This window comes from Novisyntrophococcus fermenticellae (assembly GCF_018866245.1).
Lineage (GTDB): Bacteria > Bacillota > Clostridia > Lachnospirales > Lachnospiraceae > Novisyntrophococcus > Novisyntrophococcus fermenticellae.
Window position 1 is genome coordinate 1,505,407 of sequence record NZ_CP076458.1, and the last position, 24,032, is coordinate 1,529,438.

At 42.3% G+C, this 24,032-nt stretch carries 21 protein-coding genes and 1 other RNA gene; 14 read left to right on the forward strand and 8 right to left on the reverse strand.

Features of this window, described 5'->3' with window-relative positions:
* Positions 1-14 precede the first annotated feature (14 nt).
* Positions 15-485 carry an SsrA-binding protein SmpB gene (gene smpB / locus KNL20_RS06740; protein ID WP_230399833.1) on the forward strand — a complete coding sequence of 157 codons (471 nt, stop codon included), beginning with the start codon at positions 15-17 and terminating at the stop codon, positions 483-485.
* A gap of 43 nt (positions 486-528) precedes the next feature.
* Here the strand turns inward: smpB and ssrA are convergent.
* Positions 529-877, reverse strand: a transfer-messenger RNA (tmRNA) gene (gene ssrA / locus KNL20_RS06745).
* 223 nt (positions 878-1,100) lie between these two features.
* On the opposite strand from ssrA, the gene KNL20_RS06750 reads away from it, so the two are divergent.
* From KNL20_RS06750 to KNL20_RS06760, 3 genes are all read left to right on the forward strand, one after another.
* Positions 1,101-1,781, forward strand: a complete 681-nt coding sequence (locus tag KNL20_RS06750; protein ID WP_230399834.1) for a response regulator transcription factor — start codon at positions 1,101-1,103, stop codon at positions 1,779-1,781.
* Positions 1,778-3,232 carry a sensor histidine kinase gene (locus KNL20_RS06755; RefSeq protein ID WP_230399835.1) on the forward strand — a complete coding sequence of 485 codons (1,455 nt, stop codon included), beginning with the start codon at positions 1,778-1,780 and terminating at the stop codon, positions 3,230-3,232. The genes KNL20_RS06750 and KNL20_RS06755 overlap by 4 nt, the downstream gene beginning before the upstream one ends.
* A 64-nt stretch (positions 3,233-3,296) precedes the next feature.
* Positions 3,297-3,845 (forward strand): TetR/AcrR family transcriptional regulator C-terminal domain-containing protein, encoded by a 549-nt coding sequence (locus tag KNL20_RS06760; RefSeq protein WP_230399836.1) that lies wholly within the window; start codon positions 3,297-3,299, stop codon positions 3,843-3,845.
* Here KNL20_RS06760 and KNL20_RS06765 read toward each other — a convergent pair.
* On the reverse strand, positions 3,799-4,788 hold the full coding sequence (locus tag KNL20_RS06765; RefSeq protein ID WP_230399837.1) for a hypothetical protein: 990 nt from the start codon (positions 4,786-4,788) through the stop codon (positions 3,799-3,801). The two genes, KNL20_RS06760 and KNL20_RS06765, sit on opposite strands and share 47 nt — an antisense overlap.
* 217 nt (positions 4,789-5,005) lie before the next feature.
* Here KNL20_RS06765 and KNL20_RS06770 point away from each other — a divergent pair, with 217 nt between their 5' ends.
* From KNL20_RS06770 to KNL20_RS06795, 6 genes are all read left to right on the forward strand, one after another.
* On the forward strand, positions 5,006-6,427 hold the full coding sequence (locus tag KNL20_RS06770) for a radical SAM protein (protein ID WP_230399838.1): 1,422 nt from the start codon (positions 5,006-5,008) through the stop codon (positions 6,425-6,427).
* A 215-nt stretch (positions 6,428-6,642) separates the two neighbouring features.
* Complete coding sequence (locus KNL20_RS06775; RefSeq protein WP_230399839.1) at positions 6,643-7,452, forward strand: PHP-associated domain-containing protein; 810 nt, start codon at positions 6,643-6,645, stop codon at positions 7,450-7,452.
* 137 nt (positions 7,453-7,589) lie between these two features.
* Complete coding sequence (gene rpsF, locus KNL20_RS06780) at positions 7,590-7,880, forward strand: 30S ribosomal protein S6 (RefSeq protein ID WP_230399840.1); 291 nt, start codon at positions 7,590-7,592, stop codon at positions 7,878-7,880.
* A 50-nt stretch (positions 7,881-7,930) separates the two neighbouring features.
* A complete protein-coding gene (gene rpsR, locus KNL20_RS06785) occupies positions 7,931-8,164 on the forward strand; it encodes a 30S ribosomal protein S18 (protein WP_230399841.1) in 234 nt (77 codons plus the stop codon).
* A gap of 65 nt (positions 8,165-8,229) precedes the next feature.
* A complete protein-coding gene (recQ, locus tag KNL20_RS06790; RefSeq protein WP_230399842.1) occupies positions 8,230-10,107 on the forward strand; it encodes a DNA helicase RecQ in 1,878 nt (625 codons plus the stop codon).
* 149 nt (positions 10,108-10,256) lie between these two features.
* The gene (locus KNL20_RS06795; protein WP_230399843.1) at positions 10,257-12,326 is read left to right on the forward strand and encodes a KUP/HAK/KT family potassium transporter; all 2,070 of its coding nucleotides are present in this window, start codon (positions 10,257-10,259) and stop codon (positions 12,324-12,326) included.
* Here the strand turns inward: KNL20_RS06795 and pdaA are convergent.
* The 5 genes from pdaA to KNL20_RS06820 all read right to left on the reverse strand — a co-directional run bounded on the left by pdaA (position 12,256) and on the right by KNL20_RS06820 (position 17,731).
* Positions 12,256-13,245, reverse strand: a complete 990-nt coding sequence (gene pdaA, locus KNL20_RS06800) for a delta-lactam-biosynthetic de-N-acetylase (protein ID WP_230399844.1) — start codon at positions 13,243-13,245, stop codon at positions 12,256-12,258. The two genes, KNL20_RS06795 and pdaA, sit on opposite strands and share 71 nt — an antisense overlap.
* Before the next feature lie 91 nt (positions 13,246-13,336).
* Positions 13,337-15,211 carry an extracellular solute-binding protein gene (locus KNL20_RS06805; RefSeq protein ID WP_408637510.1) on the reverse strand — a complete coding sequence of 625 codons (1,875 nt, stop codon included), beginning with the start codon at positions 15,209-15,211 and terminating at the stop codon, positions 13,337-13,339.
* Between the two features lie 23 nt (positions 15,212-15,234).
* Positions 15,235-16,056 carry an ABC transporter permease gene (locus KNL20_RS06810; RefSeq protein ID WP_230399845.1) on the reverse strand — a complete coding sequence of 274 codons (822 nt, stop codon included), beginning with the start codon at positions 16,054-16,056 and terminating at the stop codon, positions 15,235-15,237.
* The gene (locus KNL20_RS06815; RefSeq protein ID WP_230399846.1) at positions 16,046-17,119 is read right to left on the reverse strand and encodes an ABC transporter ATP-binding protein; all 1,074 of its coding nucleotides are present in this window, start codon (positions 17,117-17,119) and stop codon (positions 16,046-16,048) included. The genes KNL20_RS06810 and KNL20_RS06815 overlap by 11 nt, the downstream gene beginning before the upstream one ends.
* Before the next feature lie 72 nt (positions 17,120-17,191).
* Entirely contained in the window at positions 17,192-17,731 is a 540-nt protein-coding gene (locus KNL20_RS06820) for a helix-turn-helix domain-containing protein (protein ID WP_230400057.1), read from the reverse strand.
* Between the two features lie 215 nt (positions 17,732-17,946).
* Here KNL20_RS06820 and KNL20_RS06825 point away from each other — a divergent pair, with 215 nt between their 5' ends.
* Complete coding sequence (locus KNL20_RS06825) at positions 17,947-19,161, forward strand: D-alanyl-D-alanine carboxypeptidase family protein (RefSeq protein WP_230399847.1); 1,215 nt, start codon at positions 17,947-17,949, stop codon at positions 19,159-19,161.
* 58 nt (positions 19,162-19,219) lie between these two features.
* Here the strand turns inward: KNL20_RS06825 and melA are convergent, their stop codons facing one another.
* Positions 19,220-20,545: an alpha-glucosidase/alpha-galactosidase gene (gene melA / locus KNL20_RS06830; protein ID WP_230399848.1), complete on the reverse strand. Its 1,326-nt coding sequence runs from the start codon at positions 20,543-20,545 to the stop codon at positions 19,220-19,222.
* A gap of 124 nt (positions 20,546-20,669) precedes the next feature.
* Here melA and KNL20_RS06835 point away from each other — a divergent pair, with 124 nt between their 5' ends.
* From KNL20_RS06835 to KNL20_RS06845, 3 genes are read left to right on the forward strand one after another with little or no spacing between them, the layout of a single operon-like run.
* On the forward strand, positions 20,670-21,488 hold the full coding sequence (locus KNL20_RS06835) for an AraC family transcriptional regulator (protein ID WP_230399849.1): 819 nt from the start codon (positions 20,670-20,672) through the stop codon (positions 21,486-21,488).
* A gap of 22 nt (positions 21,489-21,510) precedes the next feature.
* Positions 21,511-23,340 (forward strand): DUF6320 domain-containing protein, encoded by a 1,830-nt coding sequence (locus KNL20_RS06840; RefSeq protein ID WP_230399850.1) that lies wholly within the window; start codon positions 21,511-21,513, stop codon positions 23,338-23,340.
* Between the two features lie 22 nt (positions 23,341-23,362).
* Entirely contained in the window at positions 23,363-23,947 is a 585-nt protein-coding gene (locus KNL20_RS06845) for a GNAT family N-acetyltransferase (protein ID WP_230399851.1), read from the forward strand.
* The last annotated feature ends 85 nt before the right edge of the window (positions 23,948-24,032 follow it).

Sequence of the window (24,032 nt, forward strand, 5' to 3'; positions counted from 1 at the left end):
ATGGGAGAATAGGGATGAGTAAGGAAAAAAAAAGCAGTTTGATTGCCAACAATAAGAAAGCATATCATGATTATTTTATAGAAGAGAAGTATGAAGCGGGAATTGCTTTGCACGGTACGGAGGTAAAATCGCTCAGGATGGGAAAATGCTCAATTAAAGAAGCATTTATCCGAATAGAACGTGGAGAAATGTTTATCTATGGAATGCACATCAGCCCATACGAAAAGGGGAACATCTTTAACAAAGACCCGCTTAGAACCAGAAAACTTCTGATGCATCGGAAGGAAATTCTCAAATTACAGGGAAACATTGCGGAGAAAGGCTATACGCTGGTGCCCCTTCAGGTTTACTTTAAGAACTCTCTGGTAAAGGTGGAGGTAGGGCTTGCCAGAGGTAAAAAACTCTATGATAAACGTCAGGAACTGGCCAAAAAGGACATGCGCAGAGAAGCACAGAGAGATTTTAAAGTGAAAAATTTATATTGAAACTTATATAACAAAAAACCTGCCGGTGGCAGGTTTTTTGTTTGTATGGACCTGAGGGGAATCGAACCCCTGTCCGAAAGCCTCTCCATTCAGGCATCTTCCATCATAGTCACTGTTTTAACATTCCCTCTGCTTTACGCCCGGTGACAGGCTTAAAATTTCAGTAGCTTCATAAATTCTTCCATCTCCGCAAAGCTTTGGAGACGAAGTGCCCCACGAAAGTTGATGCCAGAGATTTAGATGTGGGAGTCTAAATTCTGACAGCTGCCATTAGGCAGCACACAAAACGTTTTCGTCTGCGTTTAAATTTAATTTTCAGGTTGATGACGCGGTCCCGAGTCCGCGGATGGCTTCCCAAACTTTAAAACCCCCGTCGAAACCAGTACAAGCCCGAATTCTATCTTCGTACTAATAACCGGTGCAGACATAGAAATTTCGCTGTTACAATTAAAGTATAACTGTTCGGATATCTTATGTCAACAACATTTTTAAAAACAGAATCGCAAGACCTTTTGACCATGATACTACGCTGTGGTACAATATAATTAAAATTCACATTTGGGTCACATTCAATTGATATACTGTTCCTATGTGGCACAATGAAAGGGTGATTTTATGGAAAAGCTGAAGATATTAGTTGTAGACGATGAAAGCAGGATGCGAAAGCTGGTCAGGGATTTTTTGATCAGGAAAGATTATGAGGTTTTGGAAGCGGGCGATGGGGAAGAAGCCGTAGACCTGTTTTTAGAGGAGAAAGATATAGCTCTGATTATTTTGGATGTGATGATGCCTAAGATGGACGGATGGCAGGTTTGCCGCGAAATCCGTCAGTATTCCAAGGTTCCGATTATCATGCTTACGGCTAAGAGTGATGAGCGGGATGAACTTCTGGGTTTTGAATTGGGAGTGGATGAATACATTTCCAAGCCTTTCAGTCCCAAGATTTTAGTGGCCCGGGTGGAGGCTATCTTAAGAAGAACCGGTCATAAGGAACAGGAAGAATTACTGGAAGCAGGGGGAATTGTTATAGACAAGGCGGCTCATCAGGCTACTCTGGATGGAAATCCAGTTGAGTTGAGTTATAAGGAATTTGAATTGCTTACGTATTTTCTGGAGAATCAGGGCATTGCATTGTCACGCGAAAAAATTTTAAATCATGTTTGGAACTATGACTATTTTGGAGATGCCCGGACCATAGATACGCATGTAAAAAAATTGAGAAGCAAGATGGGTGAAAAAGGCGAATTCATTAAGACCATCTGGGGGATGGGATATAAATTTGAGGTAGACAGATGAAAAAGTCTCTGAGACTGCGGGTGGCTTTTACCTTTATTGCCCTGATAGCTTTATCGGTAGTTGTGACCAGCGTGTTGAATTATACGTTTCTTCCCCGTTATTATTTGTCGAAAAAAGCAGAGATTCTTGAATGCAGCTGGGACATGATTAATACTGATAAAGACGTGACGATAGAATCAGGCGCAAAGCTCATAAAATTTTGCATCAACAATAATCTCGATATGGTAGGGACAGATGCAAATCTGAATATAAACTGGTTTTATGCGGTGGACGAACAAAAGCTTCAGGCAAGTCTTTTTGGACATGCGATATTGGGTGACACATTCAATTCTGATGTTATAAAAGACACCGGACAATATCAGATTCAGCGCTCCCGCGATCCGAATCAGAATTTAAATTATCTGGAGCTTTGGGGAAAGATGGACAATGGGGGCTATTTTTTGGTGAGAACTCCCTTACAAGGTATACAGGATGCCTCGCAAATTTCGAATCAGTTTTATTTAAATACGGGTTTTGCAGTTTTAATTGTAGGGGGCATTGCAATCTGGTTCATTACGAAAAGGATTGTAAAGCCAATACAGGAATTGACAGTAATTTCCCAGCAGATGGCGGATCTGGATTTTGATACGAGGTATGAAAGCGGCGGAGAAGATGAAATCGGAGAACTTGGCAATAATTTTAACAGAATGTCCAATAAACTCGAGGAAACCATCACAGAGCTAAAGAAAGCAAATGTGGAACTGCAATATGATATTGAGAAAAAGACACAGATTGATGAGATGCGTAAAGAGTTTCTTTCAAATGTAACCCACGAATTAAAAACCCCGATTGCACTGATTCAGGGATATGCGGAAGGCCTGAAAGATTGTGTCAATGATGATTCGGAAAGCAGGGAATATTATTGTGATGTTATCATTGATGAATCAGGAAAGATGAATCAGATGGTGAAAAAGCTGTTAAATTTAAATCAGTTGGAATCAGGTAATGACCAGGTGAACATGGAAAGATTTGATTTATCGGAGTTAATCCGCGGAGTGCTTCAGTCTTCTCATATTTTAATTGAGCAAAAAGAAGCAAAGGTCATCTTTCATCCGAAGGGCAGTGTGAATGTATGGGGGGATGAATTTAAAATAGAAGAAGTAGTCACCAACTATCTGACTAATGCCTTGAATCATCTGAATGGTGAAAAAACCATTGAAATTACTTGTGAAGAAAAAGAAGGAATTGTGAAAACTACGGTATTTAACACGGGGGAGCCAATTCCGGAGGAGGATCTGGACAAAGTCTGGATTAAATTTTATAAGGTGGATAAAGCCAGAACACGAGAGTATGGAGGCAGTGGCATCGGGCTATCCATCGTAAAAGCAATTATGGACTCCATGCATCAGGAATGTGGAGCAACCAATTATGAGAACGGAGTAGCTTTCTGGTTCACGCTGGAATCAAAATAGAATACAGGCATGATTGACAAAGAACTCCTCACGAAGTATACTTTTACCAAGTGAGGAGATTGTTATGCCGGATTCAAATATCACAAAAAACGCATTGGCAGCTGCCATGAAGAAACTTATGAAACGGAAGCCCTTTTCGAAAATCAGTGTGACGGATATATGTGACGAATGCGGGATGAACAGGAAGAGCTTTTATTACCATTTTAAAGATAAGTATGATTTGGTAAACTGGATCTTTTATGTGAACTTTGTCAGTGAAATTACCGTGCATTCCCATGAAAACGGCTGGGAGCTGCTGGTAGCAATCTGTGAGCTGTTTTATAAAGAAAAAGACTTTTACCGTGCAGCTCTTATGATAGAAGGACAAAATTCTTTCCGGGAGTATTTTTATGAAACTTTACAGCCTATCGTGGCGTTCTTTGTTCAGGATATTTTTCCGAATTCAGAGGAACAGGAATTTTTCAGCGTATTTATTGCAGAAGGTTTCCTGGCAACCATGGTATGCTGGCTGTCAGGAAACTCAGATATGCCGCCCAGGAAATTTGTTGGTCAAATCCGGGACATCATCATCGCTCTGGCTGCCAATCTGGAAAAAGATATGGAGGACAATTAGAAGCTGCTGCGTTCACCTGCCCATCCGAAAGCAATTCAAAGATACAGGGATGTTCCGAGATAATGGAGCTGACAGCAGCAAAATCACTATAAATATCCACCGGAAAGATTGGCAGTGTCTGTTCCAGGCGGAGGTTATATATATATTCTGCCAGATCATCGGATCTGTTATTCTGTCCTTTTGCAATCAGAAGCAGAAAAGAACAATGCTCATTTATGATCTGATTTGAAATTTCAGAAATTTGTTCTATGATATCCGAATTTTCATAAAAAAGATAATAAGCAAAAAAAGCTTTTATCGTATGCAGCTTGCAGGCATTTTCCTGACTGTGCGTGCAGTCATAAGGTAAGGACATCATCAGATTATCACAGTCTGCAATCTTCGAAATTGTTTCACAACCCAGGGGAAGGTCTGGTATCTGCCAGATAAACGCACAGTCGGGATTTTCCTCTATAAGCTCCAATAGCTCACTGGAACCATCCAGACTGTTTTCCTGCCACAGAAAAAAACAAAAGATGCCAAGTTCTTTTCCCTTTTGTATATACTCCGCTATCTGCTTTAGGGAAAGCCCTTTGGTTAGTTTCGGGTTATAGTGGAAAATCAATATCCAGGGAATATCAGTTTTTCTTAATAAAGTCTGCTTACGTATGATCTTAGCTCCGGCTGTCCAGCCATTGTAGCCTACGTTCAGACCGAAGGTTCTTAAGTTTTCCCAGCGTGTATCCTTCAGCAGATTGTTTATCAGCAGATAATAGGAGCTGTTGTCGTTTCTAAGAAGTTCCTGAAAAAGCGAGAACAGCCGGGCCTGAAACCGGCCTTTTGAAAAACGTTTGCCAAGGTCAGCGAGCTTTCGGACACTTCTTTGCGGGTCTTCTGACATTTCCCGAAGCCCTCTGTCGATAGTTGTTCCTATGATGGAACGCGTAATATCCTGTGAATTCATATTTATCATCTCTTTTCCATATGTCATATAAGGACAGCTTAATCCAAAAACAAGATTTATAAAGGGACATTTTTCCATATGTGTCCAAAAAAGTAACAAATAATTGAAATGTCCCAAAATTTCTCAGATTAATTCTTCTGTCCGGTGACACATAATAGATAATAAGGCTATAATTATAGATGAAATAAATATTATGAGGAGGAACGGAGGATAAAACATGGGCGACGGATTAAAAAATACCGCAACAAGAGCTGCCTTCGGTGCAGCGATTGACGGGGTATTGAGATATGTTAATAAGAACGAAGAGGACAGAGAAAAAGCTTTTTTAAAACTGGTTGACTTGTCAGAAAAGTTTCTGGGAGACACCTTTTCTCCGGAAACATTTGAAAGTGCACGGGAGCTGGTACACGATACAGATGGAAAGTGGATGCGGTTTATCAATACCGCTTTAAATGAACTGGATCCACATGTAATCAAGATGAATGCATTAAATCTGGGGTATCAGGCCGGGTTCTACGGGTTTAAAAAGACACAGGCACTTCAGGAAGAGTTGGATTGTAATGTTCCATGGATTATCCTGATGGATCCCACCAGCGCCTGCAATCTGCATTGCACCGGATGCTGGGCGGCGGAGTATGGAAACAGACTGAACTTGAGTTACGAGGACTTAGATCAGATTGTGAGTCAGGGAAAAGAACTGGGTATCTATTTCTATATGATGACCGGCGGGGAGCCTCTGGTGAGGAAAAAAGATATCATTAAACTTTGCAGAAAACATAAAGATTGCGCATTCCATGCATTTACCAATGGGACTTTAATTGATGAAGAGTTCTGCCGGGAGACGGCAGAGGTTGGAAACCTGACGTTTTCCTTAAGCCTTGAAGGCTTTGAAGAGGTAAATGACGGAAGAAGGGGGAACGGTATCTTTAACAAGGTTATGGATGCTATGGATCTCATGAAAAAACATGGGCTTTTGTTCGGAACCTCCATCTGTTATACCAGTGCCAATTATAAGACGGTAACATCGGATGAGTTCCTGGATATGATTATTGAAAAAGGGGTCCGCTATACATGGTATTTTCATTATATGCCGGTTGGAAATGATGCGGCAGTGGAACTGCTTCCGACAAAAGAACAGCGGGAATTTATGTATCACAGAGTCAGAGAAATACGAAGTAGTGACAGTGATAAGGCTATTTTCGCCATGGACTTCCAAAATGACGGGGAGTTTGTGGGAGGATGTATTGCAGGCGGAAGATTCTACTGCCATATCAATCCGAATGGAGATGTGGAGCCCTGTGTATTCATTCATTATTCCAGTGCCAATATCCACGACATGCCGCTATTGGAATGCTTTAAACAGCCATTGTTTGCGGAATACCGGAAAGGGCAGCCTTTCAATCATAACATGTTACGGCCATGTCCGATGTTGGAAAACCCCGGAAGCCTAAAGACTATGGTAGAAAAAACAGGTGCACATTCAACCGATCTTCAATCACCCGAGTCGGCAGAGCATCTGTGTGAGAAATGCGAAGCCTATGCTTCCTGCTGGACAGGGAAGGCGGATGATTTGTGGGAGAAATCCGAAAAGGCAAAAGAAGCAAAAAAAGAACAGCAAGCTGAAGCTGCTGCCAAATAGGCGAAAAACCGTTGCAAAATTAAATGAACTTCCATTCTGTATTTTTCTGTTTCATTTTTAAAATATGTGATATACTAAGACTGAAAAGAAAATATCGCACTGGACATGCAGCCGGCATGAGCAGTGCGATTGTGGCATCTTCTGATTTATATGAGTGACGAGCCGAACGAACATGCCTGCATGTTCACTCGTCTACTACAGAAGGAAGTGATTTTATGAAATTTGATATGCATTGTCATACAAAAGAAGGCTCCATGGATGGAAAGGTCATCATAGAGGAGTTTATCCGGCGTCTTGAGGAAAAAGGATTTGGAGGCATGCTGGTTTCGGATCACAATTCTTACGACGGTTACCGGAAGTGGAAAAATTCTATTAAAGGAAAACAACATTATGATTTTGTGGTTTTAAAGGGCGTGGAGTATGACACGATGGATTGCGGGCATATTCTGGTTATCATGCCCGAAGGGGTAAAACTCTGGATATTGGAAATGCGCGGACTGCCTGTTGGAATGTTGATTAAGATCGTCCATTATTATGGCGGTATTCTCGGTCCGGCTCATCCTTTCGGGGAAAAGTATATGAGTGCCATGACAACCAGGCAGCAGAAAATAAAGTATGCAAAACGTCTGAGCAATCTGGTAAGCCAGTTTGACTTTATAGAGATTTTTAATGCCTGTGAAAAAAAGTCTGTTAACGACAAGGCATATGAGCTGGCCCGGGAATATGCGAAACCAGGTTTCGGCGGCAGCGATGCACATAAAACAGACTGTATTGGGATGGGATATACGGATTTGCCGGAATATATCCGAAGCGAGTCGGATCTGATTGCGTATGTGAAGACGGGCCCTCAGATTGAATGCGGGGGTACCTTCTATGAACGTACGACCAAAGACCGCCTGGGAAAGGCACATGCAGTTCTTGTGGAGTCCTTTTACGTTTATAACAAGATGGGAAATGCGTTTCGAAGTTATAAAAGGCATAAAGAGCTGAAAAACATATTTGACCGTCAAAAAGGGCTGCATTAAAAGGGCTGAATAATAAAAAGAGACTTTACATTTGATATCCAATGTGTTAGAATCTTTACTTGTGGAATGCATTTCCGCAATATCCTTGTTCTCTGGACGAGCCAGAGAGCCAAAAGTCCAAAAGGAGGTAAAAGAGCATGAACAAGTACGAATTAGCATTAGTCGTAAGTGCAAAGATCGAAGACGAGGAAAGAGCTGCAGTAGTTGAAAAAGCGAAGGGCTATATCACTCGTTATGATGGCACAATCAGCGAAGTTGAAGAGTGGGGCAAGAAAAAACTTGCTTACGAAATTAACCATATGCGCGAAGGCTTCTACTATTTCATTCAGTTTGAAGCAGATGCCACTGCTCCGGCAGAAATCGAGCGTCATGTCCGTATTATGGACAATGTGCTGAGATATCTGGTTGTCAGAAAAGACGCAAAGTAAGAAACCGGAAACTTATGTTTGATTGAATGAAATTAGAAGGAGGAAGAGCGATGGCTTTCAATAGAGGTGAAAGACGCGGACGCAGAAGAAAAGTTTGTGTATTCTGCGGTAAAGATAATGTTATTGATTACAAGGATGCGAATAAATTGAGCAGATATATTTCTGAAAGAGGAAAAATTCTCCCCAGAAGAGTTACAGGAAACTGTGCAAAGCATCAAAGAGAGATTACATCTGCAATAAAAAGAGCACGTCATATGGCAATTATGCCATACGTTGCTGATTAATAATCAGAGTAGTAAAAAAGCCGCAGCGTATCGCTGCGGCTTTTTTACAGAAAGGAATTTTACATATGACAAAAGAAGAAATACTCCGGACCTATTTTGGATACGATTCCTTTCGGGAAGGCCAGGAACTGATGGTGGACAGTATTATGTCCGGCCGGGATGTGTTGGGTGTTATGCCTACCGGAGCCGGTAAATCTATCTGCTATCAGATTCCGGCTCTGTATATGGATGGAATTACCCTAGTGATTTCACCGTTGATTTCTTTGATGAAAGATCAGGTTTATTCCCTCAATCAGGTGGGGGTGCATGCTGCCTATATGAACAGTTCCTTGACGCCGGGACAGAACCGGACTGCTCTGAACCGTGCACGAAAAGGACAATACAAAATTATTTATGTGGCTCCTGAGCGCTTGGAAACAGAGGAATTTATGAATTTTGCATTACATAGTCAAATCTGTATGGTGGCAGTTGATGAAGCACATTGTATCTCGCAATGGGGACAAGATTTCCGCCCCAGCTATCTGAATATTACCCGTTTTATAGAAAGGCTGCCCATTCGTCCGGTCTTAAGTGCATTTACAGCCACTGCAACAAGGGAGGTTACGGAGGATATCTCATGTATCCTGAAACTCAAAGACCCGCAGGTGCTTATTACCGGATTTGACCGCAAGAACCTGTATTTCGAGGTTCAGGCACCCAGGGATAAAGACGCCTGGATACTTCAGTATATGGAGAAGCATCCAGGTGAAAGTGGGATTATTTACTGTGCAACAAGAAAAAATGTGGACGAAGTCTGTGCACTTCTTAAGCAGAAGGGAATATTAGTTACCAGATACCATGCCGGTCTTGGGGATGAGGAGCGGCGGCGGAATCAGGAAGATTTTATCTATGATGTCAAACCGGTAATGGTAGCGACCAACGCCTTTGGAATGGGAATTGACAAGTCCAATGTACGCTATGTCATTCACTACAATATGCCTAAGAACATGGAAAGCTACTATCAGGAAGCCGGTCGGGCCGGCCGGGACGGAGAACCGTCGGAATGTGTTTTACTTTACGCTCCGAAGGATGTGGTGGTGAATCAGTTCTTGATTGAAAAGAGTAATGAGAATGTTGATATGGATGGGGAGTCTTTAAGGCTTATTCGGGAACGGGACGAAGAGCGGTTGAAAAGAATGACTTACTACTGTATCACCAGAGATTGTCTGCGAGAATATATTCTGCGGTATTTTGGAGAAAAGACGGTTAACTGTTGTGAAAATTGTTCGAACTGCAATACGCAGTTTGAAGAAGTTGACATAACTGGAATAAGTCAGACGATTCTTTTATGCGTCCGGCAGTGTAATGGTCGTTATGGAATAAATGTGATTACCCAGACACTGTGGGGCATGAGACAAGCAAAATTAAAAGCGTATGGAATGCTTGATAATCAGCAGTATGGGAAGCTTAAGGATATTGGTGAGATTCGTCTGAAACAGATGATCAACAAGCTTCTGTTGGATGGATGTCTGATGCAGACAAATGATAAATATGGACTACTCAGAATCGGACCGGCAGGCCGGGAACTCCTCTCAGGGGAACACACCGTGATTATGAAGCTGCCTAAAGAAGACGTCCATGCTGTAAAAGAGCAGGACAGTGGAAAGCAAAAAAGACGCACCGACATTCTTAACTCGAAAGGGTTACAGCTTTTTGAAGAACTGCGTGGGATTCGTACAAAGCTGGCTAAAGAAGAAGGTATGCCGCCCTATATTATCTTTTCCGATAAGAGCCTGACGGATATGTGCGTGAAGGTTCCGATGAACAGAGAAGAGATGCTCGAAGTATCCGGAGTAGGAGAGCATAAGTATCAGAAATACGGACAGATATTTCTTGATGCTATTGCCGGATTCACTGATGGCAAAAAAGAAATTTATTACTATGAGGAAGAGATGCATGCCTAAAAAAATACTTCTTTATATACTAATTGACATCCCATAGTCTTTATGCTAAGATTCCTCTTATCATCACCAAATATTGTATATTTTTTCTATATATAGTGACAATAAAGGTAATGATAACTTACGAAAGAATGAAGGAAGGGAATTGTGAGATGTCTGATATAGAAAGTCAGAATAAGAGCGGCCAGATACCTGTAAGTATGGGAGCTGTTTTGGTCGCTACGGGAGTGGTTTATGGTGATATCGGAACTTCACCTATGTATGTAATGAAGTCAGTTATATCCGAGAATGGAGGCTTAGGAAATGTCAGTGAGACTTTGATTCTTGGTTCATTGTCTCTGGTTATCTGGACATTGATTTTACTGACAACAGTGAAATATGTACTGATTGCCATGAAAGCTGATAACCATGGAGAAGGTGGAATTTTTGCCCTCTACAGTCTGGTAAAAAAATACGGGAAATGGCTGATCGTTCCGGCTATGATCGGGGGTGCGGCTCTACTGGCTGACGGTATGCTGACTCCGGCAGTAACGGTGACTACAGCTATTGAAGGGCTGAGGAGTATACCGGCCATATATACGGTACTGGGTGACGATCAGAATAAAATTATCGTGATTACACTTCTGATCATCGGCGTATTATTTCTGGTTCAAAGAGCAGGAACCTCTTCTATTGGTAAGGCTTTTGGTCCGATTATGACAATCTGGTTTTTGTTTCTTGCGGTCGCAGGAGTTATCCATATATGGGATACGCCGAGTGTATTTCGTGCTTTGAATCCGGTATGGGCAGTCAGAATACTGTTTAGTCCGGAGAACCATATAGGATTTATGATTCTGGGATGTGTATTTCTGGCAACCACAGGAGCAGAGGCGTTGTACTCGGATATGGGACATGTGGGAAAGGGAAATATTTATGTGAGCTGGCCCTTTGTGAAAATCTCTCTGATTTTGAATTATCTGGGTCAGGGTGCATGGCTTATGGAAAACAATGATGTGAATGAGCTGGCTGCAATTCCGGATATGAATCCGTTTTTCGAAATGCTGCCTGATCAGGTCAGACTTGTGGGTGTGCTGCTTGGAACGGTAGCCGCCATTATAGCTTCTCAGGCGCTGATAACAGGTTCCTTTACACTGGTGTCAGAGGCCAGCAGGCTGGATCTTATGCCCCATATGCAGATATCTTATCCGTCTATGATAAAGGGACAGATTTACATTCCGCTGGTGAATATGATTCTATGGATCTCCTGCTCGGCACTTGTCCTGTTTTTCAGAACCAGTGCGCACATGGAGGCTGCTTACGGGCTTGCCATAACATTAACCATGCTGATGACTTCCGTATTATTGTTTATTTATCTTTTAAAGGAAAAGGGAAGGAAGGCAGGTGCCTTTATCTTTCTGCTATTTTTTGGCGGATTGGAAAGCTGCTTTTTCTTATCCAGTCTGAGCAAGTTTTCAAGAGGGGGATATGTGGCTCTCTTTATGGCAATCATTCTTTTTGGAGTCATGCTGGTATGGTATCGGGGAACCGGAATCGAACAATCACAGGCTGTCTATCTGGATATCAGGCAGTATGTTGACCAGCTGAAACGGCTGCGCGAGGATGAAAGCCGTCCATACCAGACGGATAATCTGGTTTATGTTACAAAAGACTCCAACATGGAGGAATTGGACAGAGATATCCTGTACTCCATACTGGATAAGCGTCCAAAGCGGGCAAAAGCATATTGGTTTATCAATATACAGGTAACAGATAAACCGTATACAAGAGAATATATCGTGGAGAATTTTGGAAGTGATTTTATCTTCAAGATTCAATTGCGTCTGGGCTTTAAAGTTGGGCAAAGGGTGAATGTATATCTGCGCCAGATTGTGGAGGATCTGATAGAAAGCGGAGAGCTTCCTCCGCAGGAGAATGAGTATTCTGTTTATGAGCCAAGTAATGTGGGAAATTTCCAGTTTTGTCTGCTTCGGAAGATGCTGGTTCCCGAAAGCGATATATCACCGGGCGGGCGGGCAGCCGTAGCCGTAAAGTATGCGATACGGCATGTGGCCGGTACACCCGCCAGGTGGTATGGCCTGGAAAGTTCGTCATTGATTTTTGAATATGTGCCCCTATTTATTAAGATGAAGGCGCTTCGTCCGTTAGAGCGGATTAATTTCCAGACTTCTTCTCAGGACTCTGCTGACAGCCGCATTGACAATTCTGCTGACAATCTTGTGTAGAATCACATTTGCAGTCAGCAGATGAACTGATTTGATCGATGGTTTTGAAGGTGTATCCCATCTCCTCCCATTTTGTCAGTAATTCATCCAGAATAGCAGCATTTGTTTTGGAGGTGCTGTGAAGAAGAACAATGGCACCTGGATGGATGCGTCCCAGGAGTTTGTCAAAGGCTTCTTCCTTTGTGGGCTGTTTATCCTGATACCAGTCCACATAGGCAAGACTCCAGAAGAAAGTCTTATAACCCAGATCCTTAGCCATCTGAAGATTGTCTGTGCTGTATTTCCCCTGGGGTGGACGGTAGAATTTATGCATGGGCTGACCGGTGATTTGCTCATATCGGCTTTCTACATCGGTAAGTTCTTTGGAAAATGCTTCAGACGTGGAAATCTTGGACATATCGGGATGATGGTATGTATGGTTCCCTACAATATGGCCTTCATCTACCATGCGTTTAATCAAGTCGGGATTAGAATCCACAAAGGTTCCTACAACAAAGAAGGCTGCAGAGACGTTATGCTTTTTTAAAGCATCCAGTATGGGAGCGGTATTTCCGTTTTCATACCCGCAGTCAAAGGTGAGGTAGATCACTTTTTCATCGGTGTCGGCAGCGTAGTACGCATCGTATTGTTTCAGTTCATCAATCGTGGCATTACCTACAGGGGTTTTGCCTTTTTCCGGAAAGCTTAAGCCCCAGTTGTCAGATGCCGGCTGGATAGCCGCTGCTTCCATGGAATGGACGGCACGGGCTGTAAGGTTTCCAATGAGAAATGATGCAATAAACAGCACGGCAATCAGAGAAGTCTGCTTCAGGCCTGGTCTTTTCAGTCTTAGCGGCGGGGGACTCGAATCTTCAATGCCTGGAGTTTCTATGCTTCGCTTCTTTGGTATGAATTTTTTGAAATTAAATCGCTTATTCATGCTTCCTCCGGGAAACTGCATGGTTATTCCTTATAATATATTTAACCGGAAAGAAAATCAGTACAGCATTTTTTAATGCTGTACTGATTAATTATGAAGACTTTACAGTTCTCCAGAGTCTCGCATAGATTTCCTCTACCTCTTTACCCAGGTATTTATAGGTTTCGCTGTTCTTAAGTTCCGAATCATCCGGAAACAGTATGGAACTGTTCCTGATTTCAGAATCCTCAATCATCTTTCTGGCTTCTGTGTTGGGTGTAGCATAGGTAATATAATCAAAATTCATAAGCGCAATATCAGGACGGCATAGGAAATTCAGAAATTTTTCCGCGTTTTCCTTATGTTCTGCATTTTTAGGAATTACCCAGGAGTCAATCCAGACATTGCTGCCTTCCTTTGGAATGACAAAGTCCAAATCCGGATTTTCTCTTTTCATATAGAAAAGCTCACCTGAAAACGTGACACCGAGAGCGGCCTCTCCTCCAATCATCTTATCTCTCATCTGATCCACAGAATAAGCCTGTACCAGAGGTTTCTGTGCGATGAGAAGCTTTTGTGCTTCAGAAAGCTCGGCAATATTGGTTGAGTTACTGGAATAGCCCAGGCTTTTTAAGGCAACGGAGAAAGAATCCCTGACTGAATCCTGCATCAGAATATTATCCTTATACTTACTGTCCCAGAGAATGCTCCAGCTGTCTACCGGTTCCTTGACCATAGATTTATTATACACGATACCCAGTGTACCCCAGCAATAGGGAATGGAATATGCATTCTCAGGATCAAACTCCCTGGACTTTTCAAAATAAGTTTTACCGATATTCACGGCATTTGGAATGTTCTCCCAGTTAATCTTTGCCAGAAGATCATTTTTAATCATTTTGTCAATCATATAGTCAGAAGGACACACCAGGTCATAGGCAATTGCTTTTGACTGAATCTTGGGGTACATGATTTCATTTGTCTCAAACTCTTCATAAATTACCGGGATTCCCGTCTCTTTTTCAAAGATATTAAGAACTTCCGGGTCGATATATTCCCCCCAGTTATATACAATAACCGGCTCCTTTGTATAGGAGTTTGTACGTCCCCGATAGTAGAAACCGCCTCCCGTGATGACAATAATCAATGCAACGGGTATGATACGTCCCCATATCAGCTTCTTTGTAAATCGTCTTTTTTTCCCACCGGCTGCCAGGCGCTCCAGCTCTTTTGCCTGTGCGACGGACTGATCTTTTTCCGAAGGATTCATATTGATCAGAATCAGAAGGAAAAGCACCGTAACAAAAAGCAGCGTGGAAAGTGCATACATCTCAGGCTTGATACCTTTGCGGACTTCGGAATATATTTTGGTAGACAAGGTATCTACCCCGGGTCCCTTGGTGAAATACGTGATTACAAAATCATCCAGAGACATTGTGAAGGCCAGTAGAAATCCGGAAAGTACGCCCGGCATAATATCAGGGAACACCACCTTGAAAAACGCCTGAATCGGAGATGCGCCCAGATCCAGAGCCGCCTCATAAGTACTCTTTTGTGTCTGCTTCAGCTTAGGCATTACACTTAAAATAACATAAGGAATGTCAAACGTGATGTGTGACATAAGAATCGTGGAAAACCCCAGATTCATCCTGACTATAATAAACAGGAGCATGAGGGAAATACCCATCACGATTTCGCCGTTCAGCATCGGAATATTCGTCACTGCTGTGAAGATATTTCGAAAACGTCTGGTCATACTGTTCATGCCCATAGCGGCCAGTGTTCCGAGAAGTGTGGCAATTGCAGCAGCCAGCAGAGCAATCACCAGGGTGTTATAAAACGCCTGCATGATTTCGTTGTTCTGAAAGAGAGCGATATACCATTTTCCGGTAAACCCGCCCCACTTCGCGCGGGTCTTGGAGGCATTAAAGGATAATACAATTAAGGTCAGGATGGGTGCATACATCAAAAAGAGAATCAGTCCCATATAAATCCTGGTAATATGCTTTTTCAAAATACGGTTCCCTCCCCCTCTTTATCATATTTATTCACAAAATACATACTGATCAGGATGAAAACCATAAGCACCATAGAAAGGGCAGAGCCCACATTCCAGTTATTGGTCTGCTTAAACTCCTGTTCAATTACATTTCCAATCAGCAGAATCTTACTCCCCCCAAGCAGATCCGAAATAACAAAGGTGGTCAGTGCAGGGATAAAAACCATGGTGATTCCGCTTACAATGCCCGGAAGGGAAAGGGGAATCAGGATTTTGCTGTAAACCTGAAAGGTGTTGGCTCCCAGGTCCTTTGCAGCTTCTACCACATCTTTATCGATTTTAATTAATACGTTGTAAATCGGAAGAACCATAAAAGGCAGAAAATTATACACCATGCCTAATATGATGGCATAGGGGGTGTTTATGATGTTTATATGCGGCAGATGTAAAAAGGAAAGAATCCCATTGATAACACCGTTCTTTTCCAGAAGGGTCTGCCAGGCCAATGTGCGAAGCAAAAAGTTCATCCACATGGGCAGGATAAAAATTAATACGATAAAACTGGTCTGGCTGATACTCCTGTTTGACAGGATGGTAGCCAGAGGGTAAGCCAGAAGCAGGCAGATGACAGTACTCACAAATGCCAGCAGCAGAGCAAGTAAAAGGGCCTTTACATTGTCCGACGAAAAAACCATACGGAAGTTGGCGAAGGTGAATCCGCCGTGATCCTGAGAGGTAAATGCATAATAGAGTATCATAATCAGCGGGATGATCACAAATCCAAAGGCCCATATGCCGTAGGGGGCAGCGAGCCACTTTTTTTTATTCTTCAATGCTTACAGCCTCCTCATCTTCTGATACAGGTTTATTCATAATCTGAATGTCAAAAGGATCTACGTGGATGCCGACCTCCTGACCAACAGGAACCATGTCTGTACTGTGAACCAGCCATTCAAATCCATTGGCCATGACCTCCATCTCATAGTGTACTCCCTTGAAAATCAGATGAGTAACACGTCCGGTAATAGTGCCGTCGGATACCGGCACAAGATCAATATCTTCCGGGCGGATGACTACATCCACCGGTTTGTTCGTTCCGAAACCTGTATCCACACATTCGAACCTGGCTCCCAGAATCTCAACAAGACGGTCCCGGATCATAATGGCATCTATGATATTGCTGTCTCCGATAAAATCGGCAACAAAGGCATTTTCAGGCTCATTATAGATGTCTTCCGGAGTTCCGATCTGTTGAATATAGCCCTGGTTCATGACAACGATGGTATCCGACATGGTGAGTGCCTCCTCCTGGTCATGGGTCACATAGATGAAGGTAATTCCAAGCTCGTTCTTCAGACGGATCAATTCATACTGCATATCCTGGCGCAGTTTTAAATCCAGGGCACCTAAAGGCTCGTCCAGCAGAAGAACCTTAGGTTCGTTCACGATGGCGCGGGCAATTGCGATACGCTGCTGCTGTCCACCGGATAACAGAGAAGGGGAACGGTTCTCATATCCGTCCAGATTCACAAGCTTTAGAGCATATTTGATCTTGTCGTCAATATATGTCTTGGATTTACCTTTGATTTTCAGACCAAATGCAATATTTTCGGCGATGGTCATATGGGTAAACAGGGCATATTTCTGAAACACCGTATTAAGTGCGCGTTTGTTCGGAGGAACATTGGTAATGTCTTTTCCGTCAAAGAGGACTTTTCCCGAGTCAGGAGTCTCAAAACCGCCCAGGATTCTGAGTGTGGTAGTCTTTCCGCAGCCGGAAGGACCCAGCAAAGTTAAAAATTCATTCTCCCTAATATAAAGGTTCATATCATCCAGGATCATCTGGTCATCAAAAGATTTACTGATATGAATCAAGTCTAATAATTTATGGCTCATAACTTCCTCCTAATATTCTAAAGTCAGGAAAATACTGATACAAACCGACAGTTCCCTTTGCATACTTCGGTATTAAAAGCTTGGCGGGGAACTGACCCAGATGACAACGGCATCGGTCTTACCCGGGTTTGACAGATAGTGTGCGGCGGCCGGGGTATAATAGAAACTTTCCCCTTTTTTTGCTTTATAAACTTTACTGCCAATATGAATCTGAATGGCTCCCTGCAGCACATAGCCGAATTCTTCACCTTCATGAGGGGTATCCGGATAGGTGGAACCCTGGCTTTTAAGAGTCAGGCGGATGGGTTCCATAATATTTTTCTGAGCATTTGGGATAATCCACTCAACCTTGTTCAGAAGATCATTGTCTATTTTTTCAAAATAATCAGTGTTGTGGAAGACAATTTGCTCTTCCGGTGTATTATTGAAAAATTCACTTAAATCAGTTCCCAGACATTGCAGAATGTCAACCAGGGTTGCAATAGACGGGGAGGTTACATCATTCTCCAATTGGGAGATGAAGCCCTTGGAAAGCTCACACCGGTCGGCCAGTTCTTCCTGGGTCAGGCCCTTTTGTGTTCGCAGTGAACGGATTTTACTGCCGATATCCATAGAATGCTCCTTTTTATCATAGTTGATTAAAGGACAGCTCAAAGAAGCTTCCTTTTAAACAAAAAGTTTAGTAAAACTATACGCACAATACCTGTATTATAATGTCGAATATCAGCTTTGTCAATAGATTTTTTTATTCACATATCAGGAATAAAAGACGCATATTCTTAATAGTAACACATATAGGAGGTCTGCGGTGAGTGAGGAGGTATGCAATGCATAGGTGGTTAGTGTTACTGATTTCAGTAGTCTTAATATTGGGACAGAGTATGACGGTTCCGGGGGCGGAGATTTCCGATACAGAGCTATATGCGAAGGGAGCCTGCCTGATGGATGGAGATTCGGGGCGGGTGCTGTACGGAAAACAGGCGGATATAGGGATGGCCATGGCAAGCACAACTAAAATTATGACCTGTATCTTGGCTCTCGAACAGGGAGAGTTGCAGACAGTAGTAACCGCTTCGGATAAGGCAGCGGCAGCACCCAAGGTACACCTGGGAGTAAAGCAGGGACAGACATTTCTGATGGAGAATCTGCTATATGCATTGATGTTGGAATCCTTCAATGATGCAGCGATTATGATTGCAGAAGGGATTGGAGGATCCGTTGAAGGATTTGCAGCGAAGATGAATGACAAGGCAAAGGAGATTGGATGTGCAGATACATATTTTGTGACACCGAACGGTCTGGATGCGGCTGATGCCGGGGGCTCTCATCATACGACGGCCCGTGATCTTGCCTTGATTATGAGGTACTGCATCACACAGTCGCCAAAAAAGGAGGACTTCTTAAGAATTACGCAGACAGCATCACATAGCTTCTGGGATTGCGAAAATCAGGTATTCTATAACTGCAATAATCATAATACGTTTCTTTCTATGATGGATGGGGCCTTAAGCGGGAAAACCGGATTTACGGCGAAAGCCGGATATTGTTATGTAGGTGCATTACAAAAAGACGGAAAGCTGTTGATTGTAAGCGTTCTGGCCTGTGGATGGCCGAATAACAAGTCCTATAAGTGGTCAGATACCAGAAAACTGATGACCTATGGTCTGGAAAACTATCAATATAGGGATATCTATCAGACAGGGCTTCTGGATGCACCTGTGCCTGTGAAAGACGGGCAGTATGCAGGAAGACTGGGAGAGGATGAAGCTTTCGGAATTCTTACCTATAAAGATGGAAGAGAGGCAGAAAATCCAAAACAGATGCTTTTAAAAGAGGAAGAGAGCGTGGAGGTAAAGGCAGATATTCCTGAGAAGCTGCAGGCTCCGGTGAAAGCGGGAACGCAGGTGGGGAGCGTGAGTTACCTGCTGGATGGGAAGAAACTAGTGGAATATCCTGTCTTCCTTGAAAAATCCGTGAAGAAGATTGACATCTCCTGGTGCATGAAGCGGGTGTTCTTGGTTTTTTGTAATAAAGATCAATAGACCTTTTTCTGAAAAAGGGGCGGCAATCCAGCGAAACTGCCGCCTCTTTCTGAATCTGCTATTTCTGAAAATCAGCCATGTAATCTCCGTGTGCAGCTATAAGCTCATCACACATTTTTTTGATATCACCAATACTGAGTTCCGCTCCTGTATGAGGATCCATCATGGCAGCCTGATAGATATACTGTCTGTCTTTTGTAACTGCGGCCTCTATGGTGAGCAGCTGTGGATTGATATTGGACATATTCATGGCTGCAAGCTGAACCGGAAGCTTTCCTATATGACAGGGAGTAACTCCTTTTCCATCTACCAGACAGGGGACTTCCACACACGCATCTGAAGGAAGATTATCGATAAGCCCCGTATTTAATACATTACCGCCTATGGTATAGGGCTTATTGGTTAATACGGCTTCCATAATATAGGAGGCGTATTCAAGAGAACGTTCATGGGTAATCTTTCCATCTTCCAAAATATCAGCTTTTTCCTTGTTCCATCCTTCAATCTGATTAATACATCTTCTGGGATATTCATCCAGGGGGATGTTGTAATCGCTTATCAGCTCAGGATATCTGCTTTTGATAAAGAACGGGTTATATTCGGCATTGTGTTCACTGGATTCTGTGCAGTAATAGCCCAGGGTTTTAATATATTCATAGCGAACCATATCGCTATGCTTTTCTTCTGCATTCTTTTTGGCTGCTCTTTCTTTGATTTGCGGATAAAGATTTTTGCCGTCTTTATCATGTATCTTCAAAAGCCATGCCATATGGTTGATACCGGCAATCAATTCTGTCCTTCCCTCCAGCTTATCCTCCATACCCACACCTTTCAGGAGCGTTTCGGAGCAGGTCTGGACGCTATGACACAGACCTACGGTTCTGATTTTTGTATAACGCTGCATATAGCCTGACAGCATTGCCATAGGATTGGTATAGTTCATGAACAAGGTATCGGGGCAGACTTCTTCCATATCCTTTGCAAATCCGGCCATCACGGGTATTGTCCTCAAAGCCCGCATAATTCCGCCGATCCCTAAGGAGTCGGCAATTGTCTGTCTTAAGCCGTATTTCTTTGGAATCTCAAAATCAGTAATCGTACATGGGTCGTAGCCCCCGACCTGAATTGCATTTACCACAAAATTGGCATTTCTCAAAGCGTCCTTACGGTTTTCAATCCCCAGATAAGTTGTGATGTGGGCTCGTCCGTTATTTACATTCCTGTTGATTGCATCCAGTATGATTTTAGAATCTGAGAGACGGTTCTGATCGATATCATAAAGAGCAATTTCACTGTCACGCAGTGCATCCGTACACATGCAGTCACCGAGTACATTTCTCGCAAATACAGTACTTCCGGCACCTAAAAAAGTAATTTTTGTCATGAGATACCTCCTAATTGGTTGTCATTTTCATAAAACAAGTATATAATGAAAAAACGCAAAATTCTTTGTTTAATGTTTCAATTAAATTGTCATATTGTTGCTTATTGGAAGGATAAAAGGTGATATGTTAAATCATGCATTGCATATTTATTTTTGTGGACAGGAGGCGTGCACTCCCAGACATTCTTTCGGACCTGCAGTCCGGAACCATTATCTGATGCATGTTATCCTAAAGGGAAAAGGTGAATTCCATGTGCATGGACAGATATTCCATCTGAAAAAAGGTGACGCATTTTTAATAAGTCCTGATCAGTCCACTTATTATGTGGCGGATCAGGAGAATCCCTGGGAGTATGCATGGGTAGCCTTTGATGGATATGAAGTGTCACAGATTCTGGAAAGCTGCGGATTTACAGATGAGAACCCGGTATTTCATTTCCAGGATGCAGAGGATTCAGAACTGGGGGACCACGCTTTATTTGAAAACATACTTACACTGGTCCTCCAATACAACCATTCAGGCAGGTGTACTTTTGAAACGCTGGGGTATCTATATCTGATTTTGGGATTCATGCAGCGAAGTGCGGGAACGCAGGAGAAACCCTATGAAAGAGATTATCTTCGTAAAGCATGTGATTACGTCAGTCAAAATTACAGTTATCAGATTAAGGTGTCGGATATTGCCAGATATATCGGGATTGACAGAACCTACCTTTATAAATTATTTCGAAAAGAGCTGGAATTGTCACCCCAGGAATATTTGATTTCCTTTCGCATAAAGATTGCAAAAAACATGCTAAAGCACACAACATTAACAGTAACGGAAGTTTCTTATTCCTGTGGCTTTCATGACAGTGCTTCTTTTTGCAAATGTTTTAAAAGGCTGACAGGCTATACACCGAAAAACTATCGAAAAAGCAAGGAAGCATATGACCTGGCTTAAGACTGTAGAGGAGAGTTAATGTATGAAGTGGCGGACACTTGAAAACACGGCAAAAATTTTTCCGGCAACCAGTGGGAAAAAGGACGAAAGAGTATTTCGCTTTGCATGTGTGCTAAAAGAAGGCATCCGGGCTGAACTGCTCCAGGAGGCATTGAATAAAACATTGGAAGAGTTTCCGATGTTTCTTTGTGTGCTCAGAAAGGGTTTGTTCTGGAATTACCTGGAAGAATCAAAGCTTAGACCCATTGTACGGGAAGAATATCGTACGCCTTGCAGTGCTATCTATGTTCGTGATCAGAAAAACCTTCTTTTTGAAGTTACCTACTATAAAACACGGATAAACTTCGAGACATATCATGCACTGACGGATGGAACGGGGGCATTGAATTTTTTAAAGATGCTTGTCTATCAGTATTTGATGCTTGCATATCCGGAATATGTGAAAGGTCCTGTGTCAAAACTTGGAATTACCTCATCCACAGAGGAGGATATGGTGGAAGATGGTTTTTCCAAATATTATGGAAGCGGAGAAATAAAAGAAGAGATTCCCCGATTTAAGTCCTATCAATTTCCTTATCACCGCAGGGAACACGGACGGATGAAGCTGATTGAAGGCCTTGTCTCTTCTGAGAAATTGCTGCAGAAAGCAAGAGAGCACAATACTACCGTGACAGTCTTGCTGACCTCCGTCTATCTTTGCGCAATTGCTAAGGATATGAGTATCAGACAGAAGAAAAAACCGGTATCGCTTATGATTCCGGTAAACTTAAGAAATATATTCCCTTCTGATTCCATGCGGAATTTTTTCGGATGGATTGACATCGGGTATGATTTCGCAACACGCAGTAATGAACTGGAGGACGTCATTGCTTATACATCTGATTTTTTTAAGCGGGAGTTGACCCTTAAGCGAATTGGTGCTAGAATGGACAACCTGATTCAATTTGAGAAAAATCCATTGATAAGAATTGTTCCTCTGGAATTAAAGTACATTTTTATGCAGCTTGGAGCAAAATTCATAAGTGTCGGTGAAAATACAGCGGTTTTCTCCAATATAGGAAAAATCAATCTGCCGGATGATTGTGAATCTTATCTGGATTATTTTGAGTTTTACACAACAACCCCTACGATGGAGTTGTGTATGTGTACTTTTCAGGAGCACATGACTTTATCCTTTACCTCGGCATTTGTAACCAACCGGGTGGAAGAAAATTTCTTCTCAATACTAAAGGAATTGAATCTTGATGTCCGTATGATTGTGAGTGGGGATTCCCGGGCCGGGCAGGAGCATTTCCCGGATTTATCCAAAGAAACTGCCACGCATGATTTCTGGTATCGCCTGTTCACCTTCTCCTGCCTTGCAGTCATGGTAATCAGCAATATATTGAATTATTTGTTAATTCCTGAGATGTTCTGGTCCCGGTATGTGATGGGCGGAATGGCGTCAGCCTGGATAATTACGAGCGTAGGCTATCGAAAAAGGAGAAACCTGTTGAAAAATGCTGTGTGGCAGCTGGTGCTGATAGGAATAGGTTTGTATCTTTGGGACTATGCCACAGGGTTTTATGGGTGGTCTTTGAATATCGGACTTCCCTGCCTCATATTAAGCTGCCTTGCTGCCATAACTGCAATTATCATATTTTTCAGACTGAATTCTGCAGATTATATGATTTATATGATGATTACCTGCCTGGCAGGTTTTTTGCCATTGATACTTAATATAGCAGGGATTGTTCAGTTCAAGGCATTAGCAGTCATCTGTGCAGGAATAAGTTTTCTGACTCTTGCAGCACTGTGCCTTTTTCAATGGCCGGCTGTGAAAAATGAATTAATTAAAAAATTTCATGTATAACAGGAATAGGAGATTTATAATTATGCAAAAGATAATATACAGACTCGTAAAGGAAACAGATGCTTCCGAAATCCTTTCGATATATGAACCATATGTAAAAAATACGGCAATCAGTTTTGAACATGAAATGCCGTCACTGGACGAATTCACAGAACGAATCAGATATATTTCAGCTGATTACCCCTATATTATCTGTGAGGAAGACAGTAGAGTAGTCGGATATGCCTACGCACATAAACAGATGGAGCGTGCCGCTTATCAATGGAATGCAGAACTTACAGTATATATTGACCAGTTACATCTGCACTGTGGAATAGGGAAATCTCTTTACTGCGCATTAATAGAGATACTTAAACTTCAAAATATCAGGAATGTGTATGGCCTGGTTACGGCACAGAATGTGAACAGCGAAAAGCTACATGAGCACTTTGAATTTCACAAGGCGGGAATCCTTCGGAATACCGGATATAAATGTGGTGCATGGCATGATGTAATCTGGTATGAAAAAAGCCTTGGAGAACCCTCAGAGGTTCCAAAGGATTTTCGGTCAATTCGGGAAATAGAGAAAAATAAGGTTGCGATCATATTATCAATGAATAAAAATTAATTAGATGGCTAATTATAAAATGGGAGATAATTATAAAATAAATCATATAATTCTAAAAAAATCATAAAATCAGAGAGTTTCTCTT

Bases quoted from the DNA above. Each gene is read 5' to 3' on its own strand.
- smpB (WP_230399833.1), top strand. From the start codon at position 15: ATGAGTAAGGAAAAAAAAAGCAGTTTGATTGCCAACAATAAGAAAGCA.
- KNL20_RS06750 (WP_230399834.1), top strand. From the start codon at position 1,101: ATGGAAAAGCTGAAGATATTAGTTGTAGACGATGAAAGCAGGATGCGA.
- KNL20_RS06755 (WP_230399835.1), top strand. From the start codon at position 1,778: ATGAAAAAGTCTCTGAGACTGCGGGTGGCTTTTACCTTTATTGCCCTG.
- KNL20_RS06760 (WP_230399836.1), top strand. From the start codon at position 3,297: ATGCCGGATTCAAATATCACAAAAAACGCATTGGCAGCTGCCATGAAG.
- KNL20_RS06765 (WP_230399837.1), bottom strand. From the start codon at position 4,788: ATGAATTCACAGGATATTACGCGTTCCATCATAGGAACAACTATCGAC.
- KNL20_RS06770 (WP_230399838.1), top strand. From the start codon at position 5,006: ATGGGCGACGGATTAAAAAATACCGCAACAAGAGCTGCCTTCGGTGCA.
- KNL20_RS06775 (WP_230399839.1), top strand. From the start codon at position 6,643: ATGAAATTTGATATGCATTGTCATACAAAAGAAGGCTCCATGGATGGA.
- rpsF (WP_230399840.1), top strand. From the start codon at position 7,590: ATGAACAAGTACGAATTAGCATTAGTCGTAAGTGCAAAGATCGAAGAC.
- rpsR (WP_230399841.1), top strand. From the start codon at position 7,931: ATGGCTTTCAATAGAGGTGAAAGACGCGGACGCAGAAGAAAAGTTTGT.
- recQ (WP_230399842.1), top strand. From the start codon at position 8,230: ATGACAAAAGAAGAAATACTCCGGACCTATTTTGGATACGATTCCTTT.
- KNL20_RS06795 (WP_230399843.1), top strand. From the start codon at position 10,257: ATGTCTGATATAGAAAGTCAGAATAAGAGCGGCCAGATACCTGTAAGT.
- pdaA (WP_230399844.1), bottom strand. From the start codon at position 13,245: ATGAATAAGCGATTTAATTTCAAAAAATTCATACCAAAGAAGCGAAGC.
- KNL20_RS06805 (WP_408637510.1), bottom strand. From the start codon at position 15,211: ATGGGACTGATTCTCTTTTTGATGTATGCACCCATCCTGACCTTAATT.
- KNL20_RS06815 (WP_230399846.1), bottom strand. From the start codon at position 17,119: ATGAGCCATAAATTATTAGACTTGATTCATATCAGTAAATCTTTTGAT.
- KNL20_RS06820 (WP_230400057.1), bottom strand. From the start codon at position 17,731: ATGGATATCGGCAGTAAAATCCGTTCACTGCGAACACAAAAGGGCCTG.
- KNL20_RS06825 (WP_230399847.1), top strand. From the start codon at position 17,947: ATGCATAGGTGGTTAGTGTTACTGATTTCAGTAGTCTTAATATTGGGA.
- melA (WP_230399848.1), bottom strand. From the start codon at position 20,545: ATGACAAAAATTACTTTTTTAGGTGCCGGAAGTACTGTATTTGCGAGA.
- KNL20_RS06835 (WP_230399849.1), top strand. From the start codon at position 20,670: ATGTTAAATCATGCATTGCATATTTATTTTTGTGGACAGGAGGCGTGC.
- KNL20_RS06840 (WP_230399850.1), top strand. From the start codon at position 21,511: ATGAAGTGGCGGACACTTGAAAACACGGCAAAAATTTTTCCGGCAACC.
- KNL20_RS06845 (WP_230399851.1), top strand. From the start codon at position 23,363: ATGCAAAAGATAATATACAGACTCGTAAAGGAAACAGATGCTTCCGAA.